General features: G+C 50.1%; 27 protein-coding genes. 16 read left to right on the top strand and 11 right to left on the bottom strand.

The genetic code is table 11. The features are described from left to right. Nucleotides 1–2: 2 nt before the first annotated feature. The 3 genes from B0D95_RS09960 to B0D95_RS09950 form a co-directional block, all read right to left on the bottom strand. On the bottom strand, nt 3–1,280 hold the full coding sequence (locus B0D95_RS09960; RefSeq protein WP_078043765.1) for an efflux RND transporter periplasmic adaptor subunit: 1,278 nt from the start codon (nt 1,278–1,280) through the stop codon (nt 3–5). Nucleotides 1,281–1,575: 295 nt separating this feature from the next. Then, nucleotides 1,576–2,202, bottom strand: a complete 627-nt coding sequence (locus B0D95_RS09955; protein WP_078043764.1) for a PEP-CTERM sorting domain-containing protein — start codon at nt 2,200–2,202, stop codon at nt 1,576–1,578. 88 nt (nt 2,203–2,290) lie between these two features. Next, the gene (locus tag B0D95_RS09950; protein ID WP_078043763.1) at nt 2,291–5,443 is read right to left on the bottom strand and encodes a discoidin domain-containing protein; all 3,153 of its coding nucleotides are present in this window, start codon (nt 5,441–5,443) and stop codon (nt 2,291–2,293) included. Nucleotides 5,444–5,604: 161 nt separating this feature from the next. Here B0D95_RS09950 and B0D95_RS09945 point away from each other — a divergent pair, with 161 nt between their 5' ends. Continuing rightward, a complete protein-coding gene (locus tag B0D95_RS09945; RefSeq protein WP_149867891.1) occupies nt 5,605–5,811 on the top strand; it encodes a hypothetical protein in 207 nt (68 codons plus the stop codon). After that, nucleotides 5,783–6,961 carry an AraC family transcriptional regulator gene (locus B0D95_RS09940; RefSeq protein ID WP_078043761.1) on the top strand — a complete coding sequence of 393 codons (1,179 nt, stop codon included), beginning with the start codon at nt 5,783–5,785 and terminating at the stop codon, nt 6,959–6,961. Before B0D95_RS09945 ends, B0D95_RS09940 begins: the two co-directional genes overlap by 29 nt. Before the next feature lie 55 nt (nt 6,962–7,016). Here B0D95_RS09940 and B0D95_RS09935 read toward each other — a convergent pair whose 3' ends face one another. After that, the gene (locus tag B0D95_RS09935; protein ID WP_078043760.1) at nt 7,017–8,876 is read right to left on the bottom strand and encodes a carbohydrate-binding protein; all 1,860 of its coding nucleotides are present in this window, start codon (nt 8,874–8,876) and stop codon (nt 7,017–7,019) included. After that, nucleotides 8,866–8,988, bottom strand: a complete 123-nt coding sequence (locus B0D95_RS20985; RefSeq protein ID WP_256386869.1) for a hypothetical protein — start codon at nt 8,986–8,988, stop codon at nt 8,866–8,868. Before B0D95_RS20985 ends, B0D95_RS09935 begins: the two co-directional genes overlap by 11 nt. Nucleotides 8,989–9,219: 231 nt before the next feature. Here B0D95_RS20985 and rpsF point away from each other — a divergent pair, with 231 nt between their 5' ends. The 13 genes from rpsF (at nt 9,220) to B0D95_RS09870 (ending at nt 18,631) form a co-directional block, all read left to right on the top strand. Next, a complete protein-coding gene (gene rpsF, locus B0D95_RS09930) occupies nt 9,220–9,657 on the top strand; it encodes a 30S ribosomal protein S6 (RefSeq protein WP_007643441.1) in 438 nt (145 codons plus the stop codon). Nucleotides 9,658–9,659: 2 nt separating this feature from the next. Further along, nucleotides 9,660–9,887 (top strand): 30S ribosomal protein S18, encoded by a 228-nt coding sequence (gene rpsR, locus B0D95_RS09925; protein ID WP_007643439.1) that lies wholly within the window; start codon nt 9,660–9,662, stop codon nt 9,885–9,887. A gap of 11 nt (nt 9,888–9,898) precedes the next feature. Further along, a complete protein-coding gene (gene rplI, locus B0D95_RS09920; RefSeq protein ID WP_078043759.1) occupies nt 9,899–10,345 on the top strand; it encodes a 50S ribosomal protein L9 in 447 nt (148 codons plus the stop codon). 225 nt (nt 10,346–10,570) lie between these two features. After that, nucleotides 10,571–11,977 carry a replicative DNA helicase gene (gene dnaB, locus B0D95_RS09915; RefSeq protein WP_078043758.1) on the top strand — a complete coding sequence of 469 codons (1,407 nt, stop codon included), beginning with the start codon at nt 10,571–10,573 and terminating at the stop codon, nt 11,975–11,977. A gap of 75 nt (nt 11,978–12,052) precedes the next feature. After that, on the top strand, nt 12,053–12,262 hold the full coding sequence (locus B0D95_RS09910) for an AbrB/MazE/SpoVT family DNA-binding domain-containing protein (RefSeq protein ID WP_078043757.1): 210 nt from the start codon (nt 12,053–12,055) through the stop codon (nt 12,260–12,262). After that, the gene (locus B0D95_RS09905) at nt 12,262–12,639 is read left to right on the top strand and encodes a type II toxin-antitoxin system VapC family toxin (RefSeq protein ID WP_078043756.1); all 378 of its coding nucleotides are present in this window, start codon (nt 12,262–12,264) and stop codon (nt 12,637–12,639) included. Before B0D95_RS09910 ends, B0D95_RS09905 begins: the two co-directional genes overlap by 1 nt. An 11-nt stretch (nt 12,640–12,650) precedes the next feature. After that, nucleotides 12,651–13,175, top strand: a complete 525-nt coding sequence (locus tag B0D95_RS09900) for an MOSC domain-containing protein (RefSeq protein ID WP_078043755.1) — start codon at nt 12,651–12,653, stop codon at nt 13,173–13,175. A gap of 120 nt (nt 13,176–13,295) precedes the next feature. Beyond that, complete coding sequence (gene panC, locus B0D95_RS09895) at nt 13,296–14,147, top strand: pantoate--beta-alanine ligase (RefSeq protein WP_078043754.1); 852 nt, start codon at nt 13,296–13,298, stop codon at nt 14,145–14,147. A 41-nt stretch (nt 14,148–14,188) separates the two neighbouring features. After that, on the top strand, nt 14,189–14,569 hold the full coding sequence (gene panD, locus B0D95_RS09890) for an aspartate 1-decarboxylase (RefSeq protein ID WP_078043753.1): 381 nt from the start codon (nt 14,189–14,191) through the stop codon (nt 14,567–14,569). 96 nt (nt 14,570–14,665) lie between these two features. After that, nucleotides 14,666–14,887, top strand: coding sequence for a hypothetical protein (locus B0D95_RS09885; protein ID WP_078045697.1), 222 nt, complete (start codon nt 14,666–14,668; stop codon nt 14,885–14,887). Nucleotides 14,888–15,065: 178 nt separating this feature from the next. Next, entirely contained in the window at nt 15,066–17,003 is a 1,938-nt protein-coding gene (acs, locus tag B0D95_RS09880) for an acetate--CoA ligase (RefSeq protein ID WP_078043752.1), read from the top strand. Between the two features lie 131 nt (nt 17,004–17,134). Further along, nucleotides 17,135–17,722 carry a DNA endonuclease SmrA gene (smrA, locus tag B0D95_RS09875; RefSeq protein WP_078043751.1) on the top strand — a complete coding sequence of 196 codons (588 nt, stop codon included), beginning with the start codon at nt 17,135–17,137 and terminating at the stop codon, nt 17,720–17,722. A gap of 33 nt (nt 17,723–17,755) precedes the next feature. Beyond that, nucleotides 17,756–18,631: an alpha/beta hydrolase gene (locus tag B0D95_RS09870; RefSeq protein WP_078043750.1), complete on the top strand. Its 876-nt coding sequence runs from the start codon at nt 17,756–17,758 to the stop codon at nt 18,629–18,631. On the opposite strand, the gene B0D95_RS09865 is transcribed toward B0D95_RS09870, so the two are convergent. From B0D95_RS09865 to B0D95_RS09840, 6 genes are all read right to left on the bottom strand, one after another. Beyond that, nucleotides 18,618–19,922 (bottom strand): S41 family peptidase, encoded by a 1,305-nt coding sequence (locus B0D95_RS09865; RefSeq protein ID WP_078043749.1) that lies wholly within the window; start codon nt 19,920–19,922, stop codon nt 18,618–18,620. The two genes, B0D95_RS09870 and B0D95_RS09865, sit on opposite strands and share 14 nt — an antisense overlap. 80 nt (nt 19,923–20,002) lie before the next feature. Then, nucleotides 20,003–21,082, bottom strand: a complete 1,080-nt coding sequence (locus tag B0D95_RS09860) for a helix-turn-helix domain-containing protein (protein ID WP_078043748.1) — start codon at nt 21,080–21,082, stop codon at nt 20,003–20,005. Between the two features lie 54 nt (nt 21,083–21,136). Further along, on the bottom strand, nt 21,137–21,550 hold the full coding sequence (locus B0D95_RS09855) for a DUF6524 family protein (protein WP_078043747.1): 414 nt from the start codon (nt 21,548–21,550) through the stop codon (nt 21,137–21,139). Between the two features lie 32 nt (nt 21,551–21,582). Continuing rightward, the gene (locus B0D95_RS09850; RefSeq protein ID WP_078043746.1) at nt 21,583–22,029 is read right to left on the bottom strand and encodes a GNAT family N-acetyltransferase; all 447 of its coding nucleotides are present in this window, start codon (nt 22,027–22,029) and stop codon (nt 21,583–21,585) included. Nucleotides 22,030–22,031: 2 nt separating this feature from the next. Then, nucleotides 22,032–22,337, bottom strand: a complete 306-nt coding sequence (locus B0D95_RS09845; RefSeq protein ID WP_371453536.1) for a DUF2288 domain-containing protein — start codon at nt 22,335–22,337, stop codon at nt 22,032–22,034. After that, nucleotides 22,337–23,233 (bottom strand): hydroxymethylglutaryl-CoA lyase, encoded by an 897-nt coding sequence (locus B0D95_RS09840; RefSeq protein ID WP_078043745.1) that lies wholly within the window; start codon nt 23,231–23,233, stop codon nt 22,337–22,339. The genes B0D95_RS09845 and B0D95_RS09840 overlap by 1 nt, the downstream gene beginning before the upstream one ends. A gap of 165 nt (nt 23,234–23,398) precedes the next feature. Between B0D95_RS09840 and B0D95_RS09835 the strand changes: the two genes are divergently transcribed. Continuing rightward, nucleotides 23,399–25,024: a methyl-accepting chemotaxis protein gene (locus B0D95_RS09835; protein ID WP_078043744.1), complete on the top strand. Its 1,626-nt coding sequence runs from the start codon at nt 23,399–23,401 to the stop codon at nt 25,022–25,024. Nucleotides 25,025–25,030 lie beyond the last annotated feature (6 nt).

Here is a 25,030-nt window from a genome sequence, read left to right as displayed (position 1 = left end):
AATTAATCTGTTATTAGAATTTGTTCTTCAGTTGCGTTAGTGGTGAGTGCAGAAATAATAATGCTGTCGCCTTCCTGTAGGCCATCCACAATTTCAATATGTTTCAGGCTCGAGCTTCCGAGTACTACGGGGACACGCAGCGCTTTATTGTGTTGCAGTTTGTAGACATGCCCACGAAAACCATCAAAGAAGGAGCCGCGATTAACAATCAAGGTGTTTGGCTTGTTTTCCAAAAAGATTTTCGCGGTTAAGCGCTGGCTCTGGCGAAGGTTTTCAGGCAATACATCTGCGAAGCGAATACGAGCGCTAACACCACCGTTAACAACCTCGGGTGATATGGCGGTGACTACACCCGGATAAGCGGAACCACCCAGGGTAATTTCTGAATCCATCAGTGGTGCTATATCGTCCGCAAATCCTTCTGGCACTACCGCTTCCACTTCAAAAGCGCTCAAATCTACAACGGTAATTAACGCTTGATTTGCAGCCACTGCCTGCCGGTTAATGACCTGAACATTACCAACCATTCCTGCAACAGGCGATTTAATCGTTAATTCATGTACACGCCGTTGCAAGGCATCTACCAAAAGTTGTTGGCTTTTAAGTTGCAATGTCAGCGCTTCCACATCAAACCCCAAGGATTCGTTGGCGAGCTCGCCATTTTGTTTGGCTTGTGCCAGCTCCAGTTCGGCGCGCTCCAAATCATCGTCGGCTTTTTCGTATTCCAACTGGCTAATCAGTTTTTTGTTAACGGCTTGATCAGCGCGCAGCTTTTCTCGTGCCATTGCATTTTTGCTGACCTGGGCCATAGCAATAATTTGTTCCAGTTCCAATTTGCGACGTTTTGATTCTATTTTCTGGCGTCCAAGCTCGGCTTCTATTCGGGTGAGGTTAGCTGTTTCGCGCGCGAGTAATTCATTTAAATCAGGGCTGATAATAGTAGCAAGCATTTGATCGCGCTCAACCGTATCACCGGCTTTAACTGCCATTTCTACATAACCCTGCTCGGGCGTAAATAGGGTAGGGCTATTAGCCGCCACAATTCGGCCTTGAGAAACCACTTCGCGCACCAATGTGCCTCGCTCCACTGTCGCCACACGAATCGCTGATCGCTCAAGTACCCGCCCAGACGTAAATACATCGGCAACATAAATAAAAATAGATACCGAAAGACCCGCCAGCAACAACAGGGTGCCAGCAATAACGATGCGCCTGCCTTTGAGCCTGGCTTGGCCCACTATTAAATCCTGGGCGGAGGTGTCAGCAATTTTCATATTCATACAGCATCACTCGGGAACTTTTTGCTATAGCATTTCAAGACCCGTACCAAGTGTGCAGAAAATTTTTAACCCGATGTTTTTAAAAGAATTATTGATTGATTCAACGGATTTTTGTTATTGAAAAGTGTCCGAAGAAAGTGTCCGCCATTGTCACCTTGGACAGTGCGGACAGCGGTAAGAAATTGAGAAGCATTAGCTGTGTTGGTTGAAAAAAATACTTGGCATACCCCAAAAACAAAAACGCCGCTACCAATCACTTGGTGGCGGCAAAGCAGGGTTGTTTTACTGCTGGAGATCAGGATTTTTTGGTTTTGCGGCCTAATAAAATACCGGCGGCGCCGAGTAGTAATAAGGCGAGTGATGATGATTCGGGTACTGATGTGCTGGTGGATTCGTTGTAGGTGAAATTATCCATCACAAAATGTTCGCCGCCTTCGTCGGGGTTGCCTGGTGTTCCGCCCCAGGAGCGGAAGCTGAGTTGGTTGATGCCGATAAAATTAAAATCAAACCACTGGGCGTATTGCGTGCTGACGGTGACGGTTTGGGTGAAGAGTGCGAGGTTGTTTAAAAAACCGGTGACTTCAATCAGTAATCCCTCATTCCAGGCAGCGGTCAGGTTTGCACCGTTGAAATCAAACAGGTCGTTGCTGCTGATAGTGCTGGTGGTTGCAAAGTTATTGAAGGCAGCATAGTTGCCAGATACCACGCCAGTGGCGAAACCGGTGCCGGGCATGGTGTCTTTGTGGATGTAGGCAACACTGGTCATGAAGTCATCGCCCCAGTGAAAACCGTGATAGCCGTTGTGTATGGCGTCGACTTCGGTTGCGGGCAAGTCATCAAAGGTAATGACGGCTGCTTGTGCGGTGCTGCCAATACCCAGCGTGAAAATGGCTGATAATAAAAAGGTGTAGGTTTTTTTCATGATTGAGTGATCCATTTATTTTTTAAAAACCACCCGCGAGAAGTGCGGGTGGTTTGGGTTGTTAAACCATTGCCGATGGTTATTGTTGTTAGTTGCCCGTTACCTTGAGCTCCCAAATGGAGTAGCCCCATTGGTTTCCTGCGCTGCGTGCCGTGGCGTAAATGCGCACATAGCGGTAGTTGCCTGTAACGCTGTGGGTGTCGGTGCGATCACCAAAGGCGCCGGTGGTGATGGTTTTCAAAGTGGTCCAGCTCATGCCGTTGTTGGATGCCTGCACCAGATAGTTGGCGGCGTTGGCTGCTTCCCAATCAATAATCACCTGACTCAGGTTTTTGCTGCTGCCCAAATCCACCATGATCCAACTGGGGCTGACACCGTGGGTGGATTCCCAGCGCGTACCGCCGTTGCCATCCACTGCATTGGCTGCGGGTTGGAAGTTACTGCTGGCAGTAACCGGCCGACCTTGGGACAACAACACCGGTGCCACACTCGAACTGCTGGACGAGGCAGAGGAGGGGGCACTGGAGCTGGCCGCCGATGAGCTGGCGCCAGTGGTGTTGTAGGCGACGGCGATGGTGCGGCTGGCAGCAATATTATTGAAGGTGTAGCTGCTCATGGCACCGAGCGATACGCCATCCACAATCACATTGGCGACCGATCCACCTGGTGGTGGTGTGAAGCTGTAGGTCGCGGAATCGGTGTTGTTTTTGCTGTAGCGCAAAGTGCCTGCCGGGCTGATGCTGCCGCCGTTGTCCAAATTAATGGTGTAGATGCGGTGGGGCTTCAGGTCGACGGCCATCAACTGCACATCGGCCACTTCCACCAATTGACCTGCCGGTGGGCGGAACCAGAAGCGGAAGCGACGTTCATTCGCGGGTGGGTAGGCGACGAAGTTGCTGAAGCTTTCATAGACGCCATCGGTATTGCTGTTGCTCCAGTCGATCAGGGTGTTGTTAGCGGTGCCGTATTCCACTTTGAACTGCGCGAGGCTGCGCGGTGCGGATTTATCGCCCGCTACCAGTACCTCTTTCACTTCATAGTTGGCATCGATGTTCACGCTCACCCACAAGTCCTGACCTTCGGCGACACCATCGTTACCGCTGGCTTTGTTGCCGGTTGCACCATCCACCGCGCGTTGCGCTACGCCCCACCAGTCAGTTTCCCAGCCACTGCTGGCGCCGCTGAAATCGGTGGCGGTAATTGCCGGAACCAGCGGGTCACCGGAGCCTATGTAGGCGATTTCTTTAATCACCACATCATCGATGTAGGTCGTTGCATTACCCATGGCGCCAAGCAGGAAGGCGAGGCGGCCGGGGTTATCGCCACCGGTAAAATCGATGTTAAAGCTGTAGCTGGTCATGCTGGTACCAAGGGCGATGGTCTGCAGCAAATAGGTTCCGGCCGGTGATGGATTCAATTGGTTTTCCGCCAGACGCAGTTGGATGTTGCGCGGCGTTTCAGCGCGGGCGCGGAAGCTGATCTGGTAGCGATAGTTGCGCTTCAGGCCAAACCCCTGGGTGTGCAACTGGTAGGAGCCAGACCCGGTGCCTTGCGTGGCGGCGGTAATGCGCGCTTCACCATTGATAACGCTATAGGTCGCGCCTGCACCGTCGTAGTTCTCGCTCCCCCAACCGGTCAGGCCGTCGGCAAAGTTGCCGTTGCCAAGCATATTGACGGTGCGATCCACCACCGGTGTACCCGCTGGTTTGGGGTATACATTGTGCACATCCTCAAAGGCTTTGAATTCCAGCAGCCAAATTGGCTCGGCTTTATCTATGCGACCTTTGGTGACCAGTTTTATGTAGCGATAGGTCTTATTCACATCAAAAGTATGTGTCGCCCAACCCACACTTTGCTGCTCCGAATTGAGGATAAATTCCCAGTTGCCGGACGCAGTTTTACCGAAGATGTCGTAAGACTTGGGCAGGTTCCAGCTCCATTCAATCCAGAAGTATTTGATGGGTTTGTCCACGCCGTAGTCGATGGTGACTGAATGCATATTGTCGTCGCGCGGGGTTGCCCACTTGGAACCGACATAGCCGTCAGCGGCATTTTTGGCGCTGTTATCGCGGTAGGCGTTATCACCTTCTTGTAAGTAAGCATCTGCGGTGACGGACACCGGCGCCATCCAGCCTTTCAGCGAATAGAAACCTTTGGTGTTATTGGTGGGGCGGAAGAAGCTGTATTTGCTTTCGTCGATGTACTTGTGCCACGTGTCGGTGGTCGGCAGTGGCCAGTGGGCAACGTAATCGACCAGGAAATCCGTACCCGCACGACCGATATTGGCGTTCATCGCGGCGGTATCCAAATATTCATACTCGGTCACACCGTTATTGACGCGGGTGTAGCCGGTTTTATTGGCCACATTGGCGTTGGTGCTGAACTGGTTGTAATTGCCCACGTCCGGCCATTCCACATGGGTGATGGCGTGGTTGAGGATCATGCGCATGGGGGTGAGGTAAGGCCAGGGCTGGTCGCCGCGCTCGGCTTTGGTCCAACTGTAGGTTTTAACGCCGTTGATGTAGTAATCGACCGATTCCGGGGCTTTGATCACGCCGTAAGTGACATATTCATCGCTGGGATTAATGCCCAGTTGTGCGTAAGTGGTGCCGTAAGGATTGCCGCCATAGGCCGCGTAGGGCGCCGACCAGTGGGTTTGCGGTGCTTTGCTGACATTGGCGCCAGTGAACTCAATAATGTCCAGCTCCTGGCAAGCAGTCCAACCCACATCGGGGAAGTTACCCAACAACCACCAGGCCGGGAATTCGGCGTTGCGCGCCGGTGGCATTTTGATGCGCGCTTCAAATTTGCCATACACAAAGGTGGAATCATCGGTAATTTGCGATTCAATCCGGCCCGCACGGATAAAGAGCGGCTTGCCCTGACCGGCAACGCCGCCGTAATAGTCCTGGATCTGGCCATCCATATAGCGGGCCTTCAGGTTGAGCACCTTGCCATCTGTGGCACCGGTATCAGGTTGGCCGACGCGGAAAGTCCAGTCAGCGGCGGGGTATTCCACATCCTGATAATCAATATCCTCGCCATTCACAAAAATGTTTTGCTCCACTAACCACTTGCTGCGGTCAATACTCACGCCATCGAATTGGTCGACAAAACTGGTATTAGCATTGGGGCTGGCCCACCAGGGATCGTTGTAGTCTGTTGCCTGGGTATGGGCTGCGCTGAGGCTGAACATGGCCAGCGCCAGCGAGTGGATACTCGCCGAATGTTTGAGTTTCATAGTTTCTCCAGGGGAATTATTGTTTTTTATAACAGGAGATTTTGGAGTAGTGCCGTAAAGGGCTTGCCTAATGTAAGCGAGCAACCTGATGGGAGCTTCCTTCGCACGGGTTTATCAGGAAAGTGGGAGTTCCCACTTGTGGTACATAAATGGGATTGGTCGTGAAAGCCTGTCCCGCTTGTTACCCGGCGGTTAACGCCGGGCAAGGCCATGTGATGAAAATGCAAAGTGGGATCAGTGGCGACACTACAGGCTGTGATAATTTAGCGGTGCGGTCAGCTGAAGCGCTGATTGGTCATTCCATAAAAACCATCATCGAATTACCGACACATAAAAATAATGAAACATCTCTTACTCAACTTGCATGAAGTAGTCATCGCCCTGACTATTTTGGAAACCTTGATGCTGTGTATTGCACTTGGCGTGCTGCCTGGCGGCAGGAAACCGTCACGTCGACTGCTGCAATTCTTTTTCATCCTGGTGATAGGCACGCTTACCAGCACGCTGATCACCTGGAATGCCAGTTTCCAGTCGATGGCGATAGCTCATTACCCTTGGCTGCCCGCGCTGTTATCGGCTTGCCTCTTGTTGCAAGGGCCGGTGTTGTTCTTTTATTTGCGCTCACTGTCTTGCGAGGGTGACGTCTATCAGTGGCGCCATGGTGTGCATCTGCTGCCTGCCCTGTTGGCGGTGGGGGTGATTTTTGTGTATGACCTGAGTCTCCATGACTGGCTGCCCTGGCACTGGGCTGCTTTGTCGGAGGCAGATAGGGCGGCTTTGGCTTTTGTGTGGTTCCTGGTCAAATGCTCGCCGCTCATTTATGTGCTTGCTTGTTTCTACACCGAGTGTCGTTTGCGTCAGCAGTTAAAACAAATGTACTCCAGCATCGCTGACCGGGAATTGCGATTGGCGGATTGGGTGTTGGGCGGATTTTTTATCCACTGGCTTTGGTCATTTATAGCCTATTTCCTGGGCGGTTATGTGAGCGGTGAGACCAATGACCTGCTGGGCATAATGAATAACTACCTTACAGTGCTGCTGGTGAATGGCCTGTTCCTGTTTGGCTGGCGCAATACCCGCGAGCTGCTGCAACATGAATTGGTGGTGGCCGTAGCGCCGGAAAAAGACCGGTTACAGGATATTCCGCAGGTGGACGAAAAGCGCGAGGCGGTAGCGCGCGGTATCCGCGAGCAACGGCTGCATTTGGAAAGTCATATTAATCTGGAGCGTTTTGCGGAGCAGATTGGAATCAAACCACGCGAGCTTTCCACCATTATCAATGACCACTACCAGCAAAACTTCTTTGAATTTATCAATACCCAGCGGGTGGAAGAGGCCAAGCGGTTATTGGCGGCACCTGAGTGTGCGGGCGATACGGTGTTGGACATACTCTATCAATCCGGCTTCAACAGCCAATCGGCGTTTCATCGATTTTTTAAACGCATAACGGGAATGACGCCTTCGGAGTATCGCAAGCAAGCATTGCCACTAGTTGACTCCGCGCCGGTTCAGACATAACGAAAACAGCCGCCCGAAGGCGGCCAAAAACCTCACTTATCCTATCTTGTCGGGATTAATGGGCCTTACTGATGCGAATCCAATTGAGGTTCCAGCCACCGGCATTGGCTTTAATCCCAAATTGATGGCTGCCCGCACTCAGGTTGACTGTGTGTTGGATGGTCGTCCAGGTTTGCCAGCCCCCGGTTGCAGGTATGGCGATGGTGCCATGCACCGGTGCGCCGCCTGCTTCTTCAAATGTCAGGCTGCCACCGCCGTTTTGGCTGGCCACACGGTACTCAATCACATAGCTGCCACTGCTGGGGATGTTGACCTGCGTACCCGCGTAAGAGAGCCAGTCCCCGGCATCGATATAGCCAACGTTTTTACCGCCACCTGCATCGCTTGTAGTTTCCTGCTGGGTCCCGCTTTGCTGGCTGTGGTCTTCCGCCTGAATCGTCGCAATCACTGTGCCGGGATTCGTGGGGTTATCGCCAATATTTTCCACTTTTAACCAGTTGAGGTTAAAACCACCGGTAATCGCAGCAATGGCAATCAACTGCTCGCCCGCTGGCAGTACCACATTGTGGGAGATGGTTTGCCAGGCTTGCCAGTTTCCGGTTGGTGGCACATTGATGTTGCTGTAAACAGGGCTGCCACCGGCTTTTTCCAACTGGATTTGGCCTCCCCCTGCTTGCGAGGCAATGCGATAACTGACTTTGTAGGTGCCGGCAGCGGGGATATTCACGGAGTAAGTCATCCAGTCGCCACTGTCGATGTAGCCTACATTCAAACCGCCGCCTGCGTCGCTGGTGGTTTCTGTTTTCACGCCGGCCATCTGGCACCAGCTTTCGGCTTGAATGGTGTCGCCGGGATTAGCTTTGGTGCAGTTGCCACCGGCGCCATCGTCATCGCCATCTATGGGTTTTCGGCCCGCCAGAATTTCCTTCACAAACCGGCCGGATTCTTTTAGTGATCCATCGGCCCAGAAAAAGGAGGAAGTCTCTACCTCGCCGGTTGCCTGATCGCGCTCTTTATCGTGGAATGCCCAGCCCGCATGGCTGATACCATTCGCACGCAGAAAATCGATCCAGGCCCAGGTTTCGGCGTAGTTCACCGCACCGCGACCATTGGCATGGCCCACGCCCCATTCAGTGGCAAACAATGCAGCGCCGTTATTGAGTGCCATTTGTGCCTTGGCGCGATAGGACCCCTGGTGGCTATCAGCATAAAAATGAACGGTATAGGCAAGATTAGAGACATTGGCTTTATTGGCGGAGGCGACATCGACATCCTGTGACCAGTTGGGCGTACCCATAATGATCAGGTTGTCCGGGTCAATCGCGCGGATCTTGCCGCCCACGTACTCGGCATAAGGCTTGAGTGTATTGTTCCAATCCACGTTCAGCGGCTCGTTGTAGAGTTCGTAAATAACGTTGTTGTAACTTCCCCATTTTTGCGCGACTTGCTTGAAGAAGGCCTCTGCTGAACCCCAATTCTCGTGAGCTTTGTGGCTGTGGTAGTCGACAATCACATACATATCATTGTCGATCGCCGCCTGTATTACGGTATCCAGGCGCGCCATATTGCCGTTCCAGTCATCCTGAATGCCACCGCCTTCCCCATGGCCTATAGCGGCGCGGATCAGATTAGCGTTGAACTCCGTTTTGGCGCGTTGGACGGTTGCTGCGGTATAGAACTTCTCCGCGCCCCAGCCGGTGTTGCTCCAAAACAGCGAAACACCTTCAAGGCTCACGGATTTACCACCGACGAGCACTTTATTACCCTGTACCTGTAGCGCAGGGACGGCAGCCAAGGTTGTACTGCAGAAAATAATACTGACAAGGCTTGCAGCCAGGCTGGCGAACAGCCTGTTACGTGGAGGTGTGGAATGCGCAGCATGTGGGGTTGCGCAACCGGGATAATTATTCTTCATGACGTTGCTCCTGGTGATCTTGTGTAGTGATGCATTCGCTCTGGCTGCACCAGAGCCCAGCCAATGTCATACAAGGGCTGGTGGCATGACCACCTGCTTCAGGTTTCGACATAAAGTGGCAGTGCCATTTTTTTCGGGAAGGTGCCAATAGCGCAGTAGGGTGGGCAAAAGGCAATGCCTGCCGTGGTTTTACTTGCCTGCAGGGGGTGTTATGCGTACAATTCCGCACCCCAAACTGGCCGGGGGCAAAGTCACTCCTGTGATCGTAAAATCGGCTACTCCTTGTCTCACTGCCCCGCTGTTACCAGCAGAGTAGGAGGCTTTAACCCGTAAGGAGCTAAACATGCGTCATTACGAAATCGTTTTCTTGGTTCATCCTGACCAAAGCGAACAAGTTCCAGCCATGGTTGAGCGTTACAGCTCAGCTATCAAAAACGACGGTGGTCAAGTTCACCGTTTGGAAGATTGGGGCCGTCGTCAACTGGCTTACTCCATCAATAAAGTGCACAAAGCTCACTACATTCTGATGAACGTAGAGTGCTCTGACGCTGTATTGGAAGAGTTGACCACCAACTTCCGTTACAACGATGCCATTTTGCGTAGCCTTGTTCTGCGTGAAGATGCCGCCATCACTGAAGAATCATTCATCATGAAAGCCGAAAAAGAAGGCCGTGAACGCAAAGCTCGCCCAGCGCGCGCTGAACGTCGTGATGACGCAGAAGACCTGTCTGATGAAGACGGTGTTGATGCAGATGATTTTGAAGAAGAGCAGGAGGTATAACCATGGCCCGTTTTTTCCGTCGTCGCAAATTCTGCCGTTTTACCGCTGAAGGCACCAAGCGCATCGATTACAAAGATGTTGAAACGCTGAAAGCTTACATCACTGAAACCGGCAAAATCGTTCCAAGCCGTATCACTGGCACCAAAGCGAAATACCAACGTCAGTTGGCTACTGCTATCAAGCGTGCTCGTTACCTGGCTTTGATTCCATACACTGACAGCCACGAGTAAGGGGTAAAGAGATGGAAGTTATTCTGCTCGATAAAGTAGGTAAATTAGGCGCTATTGGTGACAAAGTTAGCGTTAAGTCTGGCTATGGCCGTAACTACCTGTTGCCACAAGGCAAAGCGGTTGCTGCTACTGCTAAAAACATCGCTGACTTCGAAGCGCGTCGCGCTGAGTTGGAAGCGGCTGCTGCTGCGAAAATTGCTGATGCAACTGCACGCGCTGAAAAACTGGCTGCTTTGGAAGTGACTATCGCTGCCAACGCCGGTGACGAAGGCCGTCTGTTCGGTTCTATCGGCACTCGCGACATCGCTGATGCAATCACCGCTGCTGGCGTGACTGTTGCTAAGTCTGAAGTTCGCTTGCCGCAAGGCGTTCTGCGTGAAATCGGTCAATACGAGATCGATGTTCAGTTGCACGCTGAAGTGATTCAGGCTGTTAAACTGGCTGTTATTCCAGAGTAATTATTGAATCCCTCCAAGGCTTCCTTTATTAAAGGAAGGCGGTAGGGGGATTTGAATTACTGACAAGCCAGATGAAATCGGGCACTATCGACAACCTTTTATTATGTGTTTTGACACGTACACAGGGTTGAAGAAGTGCCCGATTTTTTTTGCACATCTATCGCTATAACATCGCCGATAAAGATCTTCGCCGATCAATAACTATGCCAGTGTTTTTGACTACTTATGCCTGAATCCAGCTTCGAATCTGCCAGTTTTGAGGATCGCCTCGCGAGCCAACTAACCGCCCAGTCTGCCCTGCCGCACTCGGTCGAGGCTGAGCAATCGGTGTTGGGTGGTTTGATGTTGGATAACAACCGCCTGGATGCGGTGTTGGAAGTGGTCACCGAATCGGACTTTTTCCGCGAAGATCACAAGCTTATTTTCCGCATGATGCTGGCGCTGCAGGAAGCTGGTCAGCCGCTGGATGTCATCACCCTTTCTGAAGAGCTACACAAGCACGATGAGCTGGAGCGTGTGGGCGGTTTGGGCTATCTGGTCGAAATGGCCAACAACACCCCAAGTGCTGCCAACATCGCCGCCTATGCCAAAATTGTGCGCGAGCGTTCCACCCTGCGCCAACTGATTGCCGCCGCGCAGGATATTAGTAAATCCAGTATGAATCCCGCAGGGCTGGATTCCGATGACCTGTTGCAACTGGCCGAAAAACGCGTGGCCGAGATCGCCGAAGATCGCCCTAAAGAAGGCGGTTTGGTGGGGGTGAATGAACTCCTCAAGGCGACAGTACAGCGCATCGACGAACTCTTCCGCTCCGGCAGCGACATCACCGGTGTGCCCAGTGGGATTACCGATCTGGATCAGCGCACCTCCGGATGGCAGCCGGGCGAACTGATTATTCTGGCAGCGCGTCCGTCCATGGGTAAAACCGCATTGGCACTCAATTTCGTGGAAGGCGCCTTGTTTAACCAAGCGCGTCCAGTCGTGGTGTTCAGTATGGAAATGCCCTCAACCGCATTGGTGCAGCGGATGATGTCCTCCATTGGCCGTATCGACCAAGGCAAAATGCGTAACGGTAAACTCACCGAAGAGGATTGGCCAAAACTCTCCTCCGCCGTAGCCAAATTGAAAGACAAATTGCTATTTATCGACGATACCGGCGGTTTGAACCCGCAGGAAATGCGCGCCCGTATCCGGCGTATTGCCCGCGAACACGGCAACCCCGGCATGATCATGGTCGACTACCTGCAGTTAATGACGGTTGCCGGCAGCGGTGAAGGCCGTACCCAGGAAATTTCCGAAATTTCGCGCTCGCTCAAAGGCATGGCCAAAGAATTCGAATGCCCGATGATCGCCCTCTCGCAGTTAAACCGCGGCGTAGAGCAGCGCCCTAACAAGCGCCCTATGAACTCCGACTTGCGTGAATCGGGCGCCATCGAGCAGGACGCCGACGTGATCCTGTTTATCTATCGCGACGAATACTACAACGAAGACAGCCCCGACAAAGGCATGGCTGAATTGATTATCGGCAAACAACGTAACGGTGAAATCGGCACCTGCCGCGCCGCCTTCGTTGGCAAATACACTCGCTTTGATAATCTTGCGCCTGAGTATTTCCAGCAGGATCAGTATTAAGCCGGATTACTTGCTTATTGATCGCATGCTCTCTATATTCTTACGAGTGGCTTATCGATCCTTTAGGAGTAAGAAATGGCGACTGCAACTCTATCCAGCAAATACCAAATATCCATCCCTCAGCAGGTGCGTGAAGAGCAGCATTGGCAGAGTGGGCAGGAGTTTGTATTTATTCCCAAAGGCAAGGGGGTATTGATTATGCCTGTGCCGGAATTATCGGAGCTGGCCGGTATCGCCAAGGGTGCAAACATTGAAAATTACCGCGATCGCGAGGATCGCTACTGATGCGAGTGGTCGTAGATACCTCGGTTTGGATCGAGTGGTTAATTGGTGGTAATTTACGTGAGGCGTTGGCTGGCCTGTTTCCAGCGCAAGAGTATTGTTTGGTGCCCACCATAGTCCAGTTTGAGTTGAGCAAATGGCTGCTGCGCGAGTGCGACGAAAATATTGCCGACATCGTTATTGCCTATACCCAAAAATGCCAAGTACTCAATCTGGATACCGAAACCGCACTGCTCGCGGCTGAAATGCATAGGCAGCACAAGCTGGCGACTGCCGATGCGATTGTCTATGCGAGCGCCCAGCGTGCTGGTGCACGCTTACTGACTTGCGATGCCCACTTTAAATCCCTTCCCGGCGTGGATTACCTCGCCAAACCCTAATGAGCACCTCCATGAACAGCCAAGCCAAATTGCTCGATAAACTTTGCGCCAATATCGCCCCCGGAAAACTGGAGTGGATTGGCTTGCGCAGTGAGCGGCGCGGTGAAGTGGTAGTGGTCGATCAGGTTGAAGCGGTGGTGGGCTTGGGGTTGGTGGGTGATCACCGCATGAAAAAAACACCGGGTTCAGCGCGCCAAGTCACGTTGATCAGCAGTGAATATATCCAGCAGATTTGTCATCACACAGGGCATGCATCGATTGATCCGCGCCTGCTGCGTCGTAATCTGGTGATCTCCGGCATGAATATGAATTTGCTGCGCTACCAGCGTTTGCAAATTGGCGATGTCATCCTCGAAACCAGCGCTCTCTGTCACCCCTGTTCGCGTATGGATGAAGCCCTTGGTGCGGGTGGTACTGCGGCTATGTTTGGTTACGGCGGCTTGTGTGCCAAAGTCATTCAGGGTGGATTGATGCGAATGGGCGATGCTGTGCTGCGTCTACCGCAGGTTGGTGATCAGGTTCGGCTATTCCCCTAAGGCGCGGTTTTGCTCAAGATGCGGTTATTCTTTGTCCACAAAATATACTTCTCCAGCCTGAGCGTGTATCATCGCGCGCCCGAATCCACTCCTGTTTGACGGGCAGTTTGAGGCATGAATATGCAGGTTTTTCACCATATCCAATCCCTTCGTGATGCCTTGGCTGCCGAGCGCAAAGCCGGTAAGCGCATCGGGTTTGTGCCGACCATGGGCAACTTACACAGCGCGCACATCGAATTGGTGAAAATCGCCCAGCGCAATTGCGATGTGGTCGTGACCAGTATTTTCGTCAATCCATTGCAGTTTGGATTGAATGAGGACTGGGATAAGTACCCGCGTACACTCGCTGCCGACTCGGCCAAGTTGGACGCTGTGGGCTGTAACTACCTGTTTTGCCCCGATGAAAAAGAAATTTACCCCAACGGTATGGCCGAACAGACTCGTGTCATAGTGCCGACCATGACCGATGTGCTCTGCGGTGCCAGCCGCCCCGGTCACTTTGAGGGCGTGACAACCGTAGTCACCAAGTTGTTTAATATTGTGCAGCCAGATGAAGCAGTGTTTGGCATCAAGGATTTTCAGCAGTTGGCGGTGATCCGCCGTATGGTGGAAGACCTGTGTATTCCCATTAAAATCACCGCTGGCGACATTTTCCGCGAGGAAGACGGCTTGGCGATGAGTTCGCGCAATGGTTTTATCACTGCCGATGAGCGCCCGAACGTGGCGGTACTCAACCGCAGTTTGAATGGGATCAAGCAGGCGATCAGCGATGGTCGCCGCGATTTTTCTGTGCTGGTGGACGAAGCGCGTGCGCAAATAGAAGCAGCGGGCTTTCGAGTGGACTACATCAGTATTTGTAATAGCCGCACACTGGAAATGGCGGCACACGATGATCGGGAGATCACTATACTCGGCGCCATGTATACCCAGGGTGCACGATTAATTGACAATGTTTCTGTGGTGCTTGCCTGAGTCAATCAGGGCGCCGCACCAGTGATTCCCCGGAGGATTCCATGCTGACTCATATGCTTAAAGCAAAATTACACATGGCCAAGGTAACCCAGGCCGAACTGTGGTACGACGGTTCCTGCGCGATTGATGCCGACTTGGTAGCACTGGCAGGTATGCGCGAGTTCGAGCAAATCGATATCTATAACGTCAATAATGGCGAGCGTTTCCACACCTATATCATCCTTGCCGAACCTGGTTCAGGTACCTTCTCCATGAATGGCGCTGCGGCGCGTAAAGTGGCAGTGGGGGATCGCGTCATTATCGCTACCTACGGTTACTTTAATGACGAAGAGCTGGCGGCACACAAGCCCAAGCTGGTTTATTTGAACGAAGACAACAGTGTTAATCGCACCAGCAATACTATTCCCATGCAAATGGAGTAAATTGTCTGACGCGCGATGCGTTTGTATTGCAACAAGGTTGCGTATAAAAGGGTCCTTAGCGGCCCTTTTTTGTTTCTGTCACTCGAGGGGGAATCTATGTCCAAGAAAACTGACGAAATCCTGAAACAATTCGATGTGTTAAATAACCCGGACGATGAATCTGAAAAAGAGCATAGCTTGCAAGAAAATGCCAAGCTGCGGGCGCAGCATCCAGGTCAGTTAAATGCGGGAACTGCATTTGATTGGGAGGAGATGGAAGCTTACAAACAAGAGCTGGAGCGGATGGATCGTGAAGGGCCGGGCAGGTCTAAAGAGTAGTGTCTGGGCAAGTTGTAAAATAAACGTTTTTTAACTGTTGTAGACAACGTTGTCATTGAGATTTATCGATCATTGCTGCTAAGCTTAGCCTCAGATTTATAGACGGATGGAGTCTGCGCCCCTTCCTTCATTCGCGGTTTTCCACTGAATAACAAGATAACGTCGAAGAGAGATAAACATGTCAGAAGTGAATCTGTATCCCGTTCCTGAGTCCTTTAAAAGCAAGGCTGCCATCAACTTGGCGCGCTACAAATCCATGTATGAGCAATCGGTAAATTCGCCGGATATCTTCTGGGCCGAGCAGGCGAAAGCGTTCCTGACCTGGCAGCAACCCTGGTCACAAGTGACCAAGAGCGATTTGCGCAAAGGCGAAGTGAAATGGTTTATCGACGGCAAACTCAACGTCAGCGTTAACTGTATTGATCGCCATCTGCCTGCTCGCGCCAAGCAGACGGCTATTATCTGGGAAGGTGATGATCCTTCCGAAGACCAATTTATTAGTTATCAAGAGCTGCACGATCAGGTCTGTCGCCTTGCCAATGCATTGCGTGAACGCGGTGTGAAAAAGGGCGATCGCGTGTGCATCTATATGCCAATGATCCCCGAAGCGGCTTACGCCATGCTCGCTTGTACCCGTATCGGTGCAATCCATTCCATCGTCTTCGGTGGATTCTCTCCCGAGGCATTGAAAGATCGCATTCAGGATGCAGAATGTCAGGTAGTAATTACGGCGGACGAAGGTCTGCGTGGCGGCAAGCGCGTCCCGCTGAAAAAGAATGCGGACATCGCTCTGGCGCAATGCCCCGGTGTGCATACCTGTATCGTGGTAAAACGTACCGGCGGTGATATCGCCTGGGATGAAAAGCGCGATTTCTGGTACGAAGATCTGGTTGAGCGTCAGGCAAAAGAGTGTGAGCCAGCAGTGATGGATGCCGAAGATCCACTCTTTATCCTTTACACCTCCGGCTCAACTGGCAAACCCAAAGGCGTATTGCACACCACCGGCGGCTACTTGCTGCAAGCGGCCATGACCCACAAGTACGTGTTCGATTATCAGGAAGGCGACGTTTACTGGTGTACCGCCGACGTAGGTTGGGTGACCGGTCACAGCTACATCGTCTATGGCCCACTCACCAACGGCGCGACTACCCTCATGTTTGAAGGTGTGCCCACTTATCCCGATGCTTCACGCTGCTGGCAAGTCATCGACAAGCACGGCGTAAACAGCTTCTACACCGCACCCACTGCGATTCGCGCACTCATGGGCGCAGGCAACGATTACGTCACCAAAACTTCGCGCGCCAGCCTGAAAATCCTCGGCAGCGTGGGCGAGCCAATTAACCCCGAAGCTTGGGAGTGGTACTACCGTGTCGTCGGCGACAGCCGTTGTCCGATTATGGATACCTGGTGGCAAACCGAAACCGGCGCTCACATGCTGACACCATTGCCCGGCGCGATTGACCTCAAACCCGGCTCCGCCACTGTCCCTTTCTTTGGTGTGCAGCCTGTGTTGCTAGATGCGGAAGGCAAAGAAGTGATCGGCGCAGGCGAGGGCAACCTCTGTATTAAAGCTGCATGGCCAAGCCAGATCCGCACTGTGTTTGGCGACCATCAACGCTGCATCGATACCTACTACAGCACCTATCCTGGCTACTACTTCACCGGCGACGGTGCCCGTCGCGATGCCGATGGTTATTATTGGATCACCGGTCGTGTGGACGATGTGTTGAACGTTTCCGGTCACCGCATGGGCACTGCTGAAGTGGAAAGCGCGCTGGTATTACACGACAAGGTTGCCGAAGCGGCGGTAGTTGGCTACCCCCACGACATCAAAGGTCAGGGCATCTACGCCTATGTAACCCTGATGGCAGACGAACAGCCCAGCGATGAATTGAAAAAAGAATTGCTGGCCCTGGTGGTAAAAGAAATTGGCGCTATCGCCCGTCCGGATGTAATCCAATGGGCACCTGGCCTGCCAAAAACCCGCTCCGGCAAAATCATGCGCCGCATTTTGCGCAAAATCGCCGCCAATGAACTGGACTCACTGGGTGATACCTCAACCCTCGCTGATCCGGCCGTAGTAAATGAGCTGATTGCCAATCGCGCAAATCAATAGCGGTGCGGTAAATAAGTGGGTGTGTACATAATCGCGCGCTCAGCGTAATACGTAAAACAAAAGGTCGCCTCACAAGGGCGGCCTTTTGTTTTACAATTCCATATCCTCAATGGCTGTTCAGATCTCTGCTTATGTCTACCCACAATTCAGGCAACGATACCGATTTCTTTCTCTCCCAAATGAAAGATGTAAAACCCATCAAGGTTGAAGAAAAAGTTGTACTTGCGTCGCCGCATACAGATAAAACCAGTATTGAAACCCGTCGCAAAGCCGCGACGGCTGAACTCGCCAAAGATAAAAACTTTCTTTCTGGCGAATATATTGAACCGCTTGATCCGCTCGCTGTGATTGAGTTCAAGCGCGACGGTGTGCAACACGGTGTCTATCGCAGCTTGCGTATGGGTAAGTACCAAATCGATGCGCGACTGGATTTGCATCACATGACGGTTGAGCAAGCGCGCACTGCGGTATTTCAGTTTGTGAAAGATTGCATGAGTAACGATATTCGCTGCGCTTTAATTACCCATGGTAAAGGTGAGGGGCGTGAGCAGCCGGCACAATTAAAAAGTTGTATTGCCCATTGGCTGCCGCAGTTAGATGAAGTCATGGCATTTCACTCGGCACAAAAACGCCACGGCTGGGTTGGTGCGACTTATGTATTGTTGCGTAAAAGTGAAAAGAAAAAGATGGAAACCTGGGAACTGCACAACAAACGTTAATTGAGCACAACAAACTGAATGGATAGGTGAACTATGTATAAACAATATGTGCTGGCAGTGTTGCTGTTGTGTGGCTTGGTACCGCTGGCCATAGCGCAGCAAACACCAAAACAGTTTGTGTTGCACAACACCGAAATTATTTCCATCCATTCAAAAAATACCGGGCGCGATCACGAGTTGGTTCTGGTGTATCCGTCCAGCTATAAAACACATCCCGATAAAAAATACCCGGTGCTGTATTACCTCGATGCCTATTGGGATACGCCGCTGGTTGTCTCTACCTATGGCAACCTGATTTACGACAATCAAGTGCCTGAATTTATTATGGTGGGCCTGTCGTACCCTGACTCGGCGAATTACAGCAAAGAGCGGCGTCTGGATTACACCTTTACTGCGATGGATGAAAAATCGGGTAAAGCCAATGCATTTTTGGAATTTATTAAAACCGAAGTTGCCCCGCTGATCGAACGCCAATATCGCGGTGAAAAAACGGATCGCGTGATTGCGGGCAATTCTTTGGGCGGGCTATTCACAATCACCGCCGCCTACCAAGCCCCTGATTTTTTCTCAGGGTTCATCGCCCTGAGTCCCGCCGTGGAGTGGGATAACCAAGCGCTTTTCGCACTGGATAATAACTACGCCAAACAGCATAAAACCTTAAACGGGCGTATGTTCGTTTCCTATGGCACAAGCGAATACCCCGCCTTTCGCGACCCCATCATCCACTTCCAAAAGCAACTTGCTGCACGCAAATACCAAGGGCTGGCGTTGTTGAACTACACCATGGACGGGCTTGATCATACCGGCGTAAAAGGCGATGGCTATGCACGCGGGCTGATCTGGGTATGGAAAACCAAAAAGCCCGCCGGGCCAAGTGGACTGGAGCGGGATATGACTAGTGCGAATTAATTTGATGCCGAGCTCTAATATCATTTAAAACCCAGTCAAGTTGATTGTCTTTACCTGCTCGGTAGGCGTTCCAATCAAGCTCGATTTTTATATCGGGTTCAACACCTGCGCTTACTGAATCCTGAAACCGGTAAAGGCGTTTTGAATACAACACTGTCCAATTAGAGTGTGGCAGTGAGAATGTGCCCGCATCTTGGTAGCCGACAGGATTTGCTCCCGTCGGTTCACCTACTAATCTCGCATTCAGTAATTGTCTGTATTGTGCTGCATTGCTCATGGCGGCAGAGAACGTCTTTCGGTCAATTAATACATACATACCATCACGCCAATTCAAGTTGTCGACCAGAATCAATGCCCATGCGAGATGAAGTCCAACAAAAAAGTCACCGCCACCATTGTTTCGTAAATCAATGATCACCTCACGTGTTTCCTGTTTGCGCAATAGGTCAATAAGATCTTTTGCAAAGCTTTCCATCTTCGAAAATGTTGGGTAGCGACGAAAATCCAGATAGGCAATTTGACCATTTTTACTGAAGTGAAGGTCTATGCCCTCAGTTGATAGTTTGTGTTGAATAAAATGCTCTGGGCCAGATGGGGTAAGCGATGCCATTGTTTGCTGTTGGAACTGCTGCACAGATAAACTTTTCAAGCTGAGTTGATGTTCTTCTCCTGTGGGCAGTTTTAACGTGAAGTTGGCTTGCTGCAGTGTTTTGGTGATTTTTAGCCCATGAAGGACTTCTGCCACTGTAATGGTTTCACTGAGGCGTTGCTTTTCTGAATGAATATTTTCGACACCTTGAAGGATTGGAATAATAAGCTCACGTGCTTTTTCGATAGGAATATCATCAATCGCAACAAGTGTGGCGCCCAGTAAGTGTTGGTGTTTTTCGGCAATACCAATTAGCCGTAATTCGTTGTCAAATATTCTAAACACTAGTGGAAATCGATGATGCTTGCCGCCCCAATACGCAAATTGTGTGTGACCGTCGCCAACTTGTTTTACTAAACGCATTAACGCAATGATCAGGTTGGTTTCCGTTAACAACGGTAATTGCTGCTTAATTTTCATTATTTCTTTATTAAAAGCATCAGCCTTGATTGTGTGGTGCAGGTGAATATGATGCTGTTCTAGTTGCTGCTGCATAAAATCAATATCGTTGCGCCATTGTTCTATTTTTTTGGTACTCAGTAGATCATTAGCGCTAGCGAGATAATCGGTATTGCTCGATGATGAGGCTGTGCTGGTAATTACACAGCAAAGAATAATCAATATGGTGTGAATATGGTTCATTGCATGCTCCTAGTGTTCGGTAGAGCTGCAATATTTAGGTGTGAGATAGTGGGTGTCGTCCGGAATCATGATTTCGGACTTCATTTTTCGCAGTTTATATCGGTAATGAACCCTGATGTTTTACAAAATTGGCTAGGCGTCAACCCTGTTTGCTTTTTGAACACAGCATTAAAGGTTGATTTGGAGTTGAAACCAACGGCGAAGGCGATCTCCAATACTGTCTTGGGCGGAGTTTCAATGAGTTGTGTGCAGGCTGCATCAATTCGTAATTGGTTGATATATTCAGAGAAGTTCCTCTTCGCTCCGTGATTGATTATCCATGATAAGGTTTTTTCCTGGATACCTGTTTCAGTTGCCAGATCACGCAGGCTGAATCTGGGTTGTTTGAATAGCTCATGCTTGCGAATAGTACTGTCTACTTTCTGAAAGAGTGAAATTGCATTTTGATCGTCAAGTGATACAGCCTCTTCTGTCTTCTCAGCGAGAAATTCAAGCTGACCAAACCTCTCAAACAGCTCCGGCTGTCGTATAGCCATCACAATCAAGTAGCTGGTGAGTGTTGCATAAACGCAGGTGTTTAAAAAATACCAACGTTTTAACCATTCAATAGATGCTAAGGGTTGCAAGTTAAGCCGAACTAAATCTTGCAGCATTAGCAATAAAAGTAAGACGAGTATCCATGTCATCCAGTGAATGGAAACATCTTCTGGATTGGAGCAGGTTTGTACTGTGACTTTGTGGTAGCGGCCAATTAAGCGCAGGGCGAGCGATAGGTAAATAATTTGACTCAGGCTGCCTATTGCGATAACTGCTTGCGGCCATTGAGTGAAAGCGAGTGCGAGCAACATCGGTGATAAATGCAGCAGTATTTTTTTACTGCTGGGAGAATCACCGTAAACCAGCTGGCGGCAAAACCAGTAAAACGCCGGACCGAAACCTAATGTAAAAATAGGCGTAATTAAAGATGTGGCAAGGAAAATACCGTTTTCTTCAAGCAGATTAAATGCCAGTAACAATACAACAAGTAGCAATATGATCCGCAAACTGCTAATACGTGCTTTATCGCCTATGACGACGAGTCCGAATAATGCGATAGCCAAGTAAACGATGTGAATTATGTTGACGGGGGCGAGTGTTACCGGAGCAATCAATGTATCCATAGTGAAGTTATTCCATATGATGAACTGCTTTGACAGTTCATCGTGGCGTAATAATTACTTATCTTCAATCTCATCCACATCCACTTGCCCGCTCATGCGGCGAGTGAAGTGCGACCAGCACATACCTACAGCGAGTAGGGCGGCGAGTAGTACTTCAATTACCCATGCCATGGCGGAAATATCGGTTACGCTCAAAAAGCCCCAGTAGATAAACAACCAGATTAAACTGGCAAATAAGGCTGCCAATACCAGAATGCCGACAATACCGAGTGAATTGAGGGTGGCTTTGATGTAAACGCCCCAACCAATTAGCAAAATTAAACCAGCGATAACAATATAAGGTGTGATATCGCTCAGTGAGTTGTATACCCAGTGAAAATACGAGTAGCCACTTGGGTTGTAGCTGAGTAGTACAAGCAAGAGTGCAAATAGAAAGCGCAGTGCGACGCCGGAGCTGGTAAGGTTCATACTGTGTTGTCCTTGATGATAAAAAATGACATTTATCGTGAGAAATAGCGACGATATTTAATAAAGCCGATTTTAGCATCCGGGTCGTAACCCATCGCCGTATAAAAATCCCGTGCATTCCGGTTTCCGCTGCTGGTCTGTAGCACGATCTTGGAGCAATCCTGCTCCAAACAAAATGCCTCTATGTAATCCATCATGTTTTTGCCGATACCTGCGCGTTTACAGTCGGCTCTAACCACGACATTTTCAACGAGCCCAAAAGGCTGGTTTTCGAACATGACATCCTGACACAAACACACGAGTGCGGTAGCGATAATTTCACCCGTATCATCGCATACTAGCAAGTAGGTGTTGCTGCTTTTTGCTACTGCGTCAATTCTTTCCGGCAATACTGAAACAGGCGAAAGCGTATTTAGCTCGCGGTACAAATTGGCAATAGCTTCGGCGTCGTCTTTGGTGGCTCGGCGGATGCTGCACATAGTTAATATGTTTGTTTAATTATCGGCTGCACCAACACCCAAGGTTTTATCACCACTGCCCACACTAACGCATTTTGCTCGTACCACAATTGCGCTTGGGTATCTTTTACTGCATCAACCAAACCTGCATCCATCCAGAGTTTTATTTGTGCGGCGTTATCCGCAACGATTTGTGCAGCAACATGGGTTAAATCCAATGTTGGATCTACGGAGATGGCGTTGCCGCTGGCGAAAAAACGTTGTAGTTCATGCCAGTGAATTTGTGCGGTTTCCAGGTTGATTTGTTGTTCGATTTCGTTGGTCATCATTATTTACTCATTGCCTTCGCAACTCTTGAGTTGCTCGATTTATTTAATGCGATGCTGATGGTGTTGCCTGCGTGAATTAATTTTTCCAAGTTCACGCCGTGTTCAATGCCCAATCCATTGAGTAAATACACTACATCTTCCGTAGCGACATTACCGGTCGCGCCCGCTGCATAAGGGCAGCCGCCTAAACCGGCGACAGACGAATCAATCACGCTTACGCCCATCTCCAGCGCGGCATAAATATTCGCAAGTGCCTGCCCGTAGGTGTCGTGCATATGCGCAGCAATTTTTTCGATGGGAATATCGCGCGCGAGTGTTTCAATCAGATTTTTTATTTGCCCGGCAGTGCCCACGCCGATGGTATCGCCCAGGGAAATTTCGTAGCAGCCCATGGCCAATAATTCTTTTGCGATACTCGCAACGGTGTGCACATCAACCGCACCTGAATAGGGGCAGCCTGCAACGCAGGAGATATAACCGCGAACAGGAATCTGTTGCGTTTTTGCTGCATCAATCAAGGTTTGAAAGCGCTGGATGCTTTCACTGATGGAGCAATTAATATTTTTTTGACTGAAGGCTTCGGATGCTGCTGCAAATATGGCGACTTCATTAGCGTTAACGGCAATCGCGCGTTCATAACCTTGCAGGTTGGGCGTGAGCGCTGCGTAAGTCACGCCGGGTTTGCGGGAAATGCCAGTGAATACCTCGTCGCTATCGGCCATTTGTGGCACCCATTTGGGGTTCACAAAACTGCCTGCTTCAATATAGATCAGGCCTGCATCAACGAGATTTTCTATCAATTGTATTTTAATGCCAGTTGGGATGGCGATTTTTTCATTTTGCAAGCCATCGCGTGGGCCAACTTCAACAATGCGGACTTTTGGGGGGAGCGGCATGGAGAAATCCTGATATAAAACAAAGTTTTAGTTTACCAGAATCACTATGTTTGCGAGCGTCCCAATATGCGTATAGATATATTCTATTGTCGATTGACGTAGGGGCTAAGTTGACTAGCCTTAATAGATCAGTTTGTAAGGATTATTAGGAGATATAAGTCGGCGATGTCAAATATAGCGTTAGGAAAACTGTTGTATGGGCTTCTGGTTGCCGTTGTAACCGGGTTAATGCTGCTTGCCTACCAGTCATTTGTGTCTGCTGGTAGTGTGACAATTGGCAGTAAGCTTTATGCCGACGTGATACGGAGTAATGATTTGGTCGCTGATGTGCTACCGCCGCCGCAATATATTGTTGAGGCTGCACTACTTATCCGGCAGATGCGTACCTCAGTCCCCGCAGAGCGAGATGCACTTATTGCTCGGTTTAAGCAAACGCGGGAAGAGTTTGAAGCAGGTCAAAAGCGCTGGTCGAGCGAGAACATCCCAGAGCAATTACGAGAATTAATTATCAATAAAATGGCAATTCCTGCTCGTGCTTTTTATGATGAAGTGCAACAGCACTTTATGCCTGCCTTAGCAAAGGCCGATGATGTGGCGATGGATGCTTCGCAACAAAAACTTGATAGTTTTTATCAACAGAACCGTTCAGCGGTTGAGGAGTTAATTGGCTTTGCTGCTGATCACAAAGTGCAACTGGAAAAGGAATCAAAAGAAAAGTTACAGCGCTATTATGCTTATTTTCTTGCAACGGTTGTGATTATTCTATTGGTTGTTGGCTTTCTTACTTTAGGTGTTATTCGGGAGGTCCGTCAGCGCATAGGTGTTATTCTTTGTAGTGTGCGCGAAGCAGCAAATGGGAATTTGGCGGTGAGCCTCAGCGCACATAGCAATGATGAATTTGAGAAGTTATCAAACACACTCAATGCAATGTTTTTGCGCTTTCGCGAGATAGTTGAGCAGTTGCAGGAGTCTTCGGAATTGTTATCTTCCGCTGCATTGCAAAGTGCACAAATTAGTCGTAGCGGTGTGGAGAATCTTAATCGGCAAAGTGATATGGGGCAGCAGCTTAATTCTGGTATGTCACAGATGAGTGATGCTATTGATAATGTATCGCGTAGTTCGAGTGAAACCCTGGATCGTGTTGAACGGATGCGTGATGCCAGTTCACAAAGTATTGAAAACATGAAAACCTATATTCATCGTGTTGAGCAGGTTGCTGGCCGAATGGATTCTGCTGCACAAAAAGTCAGTCAGTTGGATCAATTGAGCAATACAATTGGTCGCGTATTGGATGTGATTCGCAGTATTGCCGAGCAAACCAATTTACTGGCCTTAAATGCCGCTATCGAAGCTGCACGTGCAGGAGAGCAGGGGCGCGGTTTTGCTGTGGTTGCTGATGAAGTGCGAAATCTTGCCAGTAAAACGGGTAACTCAACCACTGAAATTCAGCAGATGATTGAGCGATTGCAAAGTAGTACACAAGAAGTCGTAAAAGAAATGTATTTTAGTCGCGAAGAAGCAAATGCTGGCGTGTCTGATGTGCAAGTGGTTGCTGATTTGTTGCGAAACCTCTCGTCGGCGGTGGAAGAGATTTACTCCATGAATGCGGACATTGCGAGCAGTGCGGAAGAACAACGCAATGTGACCCATGCTTTTGAGTCGAATTTGCGTGGTATGACAGCGCTAAATGATAAGAGTTTGAATGGAATGAAAGACCTGCGCGATGCTACCGATAACCTGTCTCAATTGGCGGAGCGGCAACGTAATATTGCCAGTTCATTTCGTTTGTAATGTGGA

Origin of the sequence: Cellvibrio sp. PSBB023 (genome assembly GCF_002007605.1) — a bacterium.
Classification (GTDB): domain Bacteria; phylum Pseudomonadota; class Gammaproteobacteria; order Pseudomonadales; family Cellvibrionaceae; genus Cellvibrio.
Note: the sequence above shows the minus strand (reverse complement) of the source record. Positions and strands in the feature narration are given on the sequence as shown.

What these genes read in the sequence shown, in the direction of transcription:
- B0D95_RS09960 (WP_078043765.1), bottom strand. Translation starts at nt 1,280, where the DNA reads ATGAATATGAAAATTGCTGACACCTCCGCCCAGGATTTAATAGTGGGC.
- B0D95_RS09955 (WP_078043764.1), bottom strand. Translation starts at nt 2,202, where the DNA reads ATGAAAAAAACCTACACCTTTTTATTATCAGCCATTTTCACGCTGGGT.
- B0D95_RS09950 (WP_078043763.1), bottom strand. Translation starts at nt 5,443, where the DNA reads ATGAAACTCAAACATTCGGCGAGTATCCACTCGCTGGCGCTGGCCATG.
- B0D95_RS09940 (WP_078043761.1), top strand. Translation starts at nt 5,783, where the DNA reads ATGAAACATCTCTTACTCAACTTGCATGAAGTAGTCATCGCCCTGACT.
- B0D95_RS09935 (WP_078043760.1), bottom strand. Translation starts at nt 8,876, where the DNA reads ATGAAGAATAATTATCCCGGTTGCGCAACCCCACATGCTGCGCATTCC.
- B0D95_RS20985 (WP_256386869.1), bottom strand. Translation starts at nt 8,988, where the DNA reads ATGTCGAAACCTGAAGCAGGTGGTCATGCCACCAGCCCTTGTATGACA.
- rpsF (WP_007643441.1), top strand. Translation starts at nt 9,220, where the DNA reads ATGCGTCATTACGAAATCGTTTTCTTGGTTCATCCTGACCAAAGCGAA.
- rpsR (WP_007643439.1), top strand. Translation starts at nt 9,660, where the DNA reads ATGGCCCGTTTTTTCCGTCGTCGCAAATTCTGCCGTTTTACCGCTGAA.
- rplI (WP_078043759.1), top strand. Translation starts at nt 9,899, where the DNA reads ATGGAAGTTATTCTGCTCGATAAAGTAGGTAAATTAGGCGCTATTGGT.
- dnaB (WP_078043758.1), top strand. Translation starts at nt 10,571, where the DNA reads ATGCCTGAATCCAGCTTCGAATCTGCCAGTTTTGAGGATCGCCTCGCG.
- B0D95_RS09910 (WP_078043757.1), top strand. Translation starts at nt 12,053, where the DNA reads ATGGCGACTGCAACTCTATCCAGCAAATACCAAATATCCATCCCTCAG.
- B0D95_RS09905 (WP_078043756.1), top strand. Translation starts at nt 12,262, where the DNA reads ATGCGAGTGGTCGTAGATACCTCGGTTTGGATCGAGTGGTTAATTGGT.
- B0D95_RS09900 (WP_078043755.1), top strand. Translation starts at nt 12,651, where the DNA reads ATGAACAGCCAAGCCAAATTGCTCGATAAACTTTGCGCCAATATCGCC.
- panC (WP_078043754.1), top strand. Translation starts at nt 13,296, where the DNA reads ATGCAGGTTTTTCACCATATCCAATCCCTTCGTGATGCCTTGGCTGCC.
- panD (WP_078043753.1), top strand. Translation starts at nt 14,189, where the DNA reads ATGCTGACTCATATGCTTAAAGCAAAATTACACATGGCCAAGGTAACC.
- B0D95_RS09885 (WP_078045697.1), top strand. Translation starts at nt 14,666, where the DNA reads ATGTCCAAGAAAACTGACGAAATCCTGAAACAATTCGATGTGTTAAAT.
- acs (WP_078043752.1), top strand. Translation starts at nt 15,066, where the DNA reads ATGTCAGAAGTGAATCTGTATCCCGTTCCTGAGTCCTTTAAAAGCAAG.
- smrA (WP_078043751.1), top strand. Translation starts at nt 17,135, where the DNA reads ATGTCTACCCACAATTCAGGCAACGATACCGATTTCTTTCTCTCCCAA.
- B0D95_RS09870 (WP_078043750.1), top strand. Translation starts at nt 17,756, where the DNA reads ATGTATAAACAATATGTGCTGGCAGTGTTGCTGTTGTGTGGCTTGGTA.
- B0D95_RS09865 (WP_078043749.1), bottom strand. Translation starts at nt 19,922, where the DNA reads ATGAACCATATTCACACCATATTGATTATTCTTTGCTGTGTAATTACC.
- B0D95_RS09860 (WP_078043748.1), bottom strand. Translation starts at nt 21,082, where the DNA reads ATGGATACATTGATTGCTCCGGTAACACTCGCCCCCGTCAACATAATT.
- B0D95_RS09855 (WP_078043747.1), bottom strand. Translation starts at nt 21,550, where the DNA reads ATGAACCTTACCAGCTCCGGCGTCGCACTGCGCTTTCTATTTGCACTC.
- B0D95_RS09850 (WP_078043746.1), bottom strand. Translation starts at nt 22,029, where the DNA reads ATGTGCAGCATCCGCCGAGCCACCAAAGACGACGCCGAAGCTATTGCC.
- B0D95_RS09845 (WP_371453536.1), bottom strand. Translation starts at nt 22,337, where the DNA reads ATGATGACCAACGAAATCGAACAACAAATCAACCTGGAAACCGCACAA.
- B0D95_RS09840 (WP_078043745.1), bottom strand. Translation starts at nt 23,233, where the DNA reads ATGCCGCTCCCCCCAAAAGTCCGCATTGTTGAAGTTGGCCCACGCGAT.
- B0D95_RS09835 (WP_078043744.1), top strand. Translation starts at nt 23,399, where the DNA reads ATGTCAAATATAGCGTTAGGAAAACTGTTGTATGGGCTTCTGGTTGCC.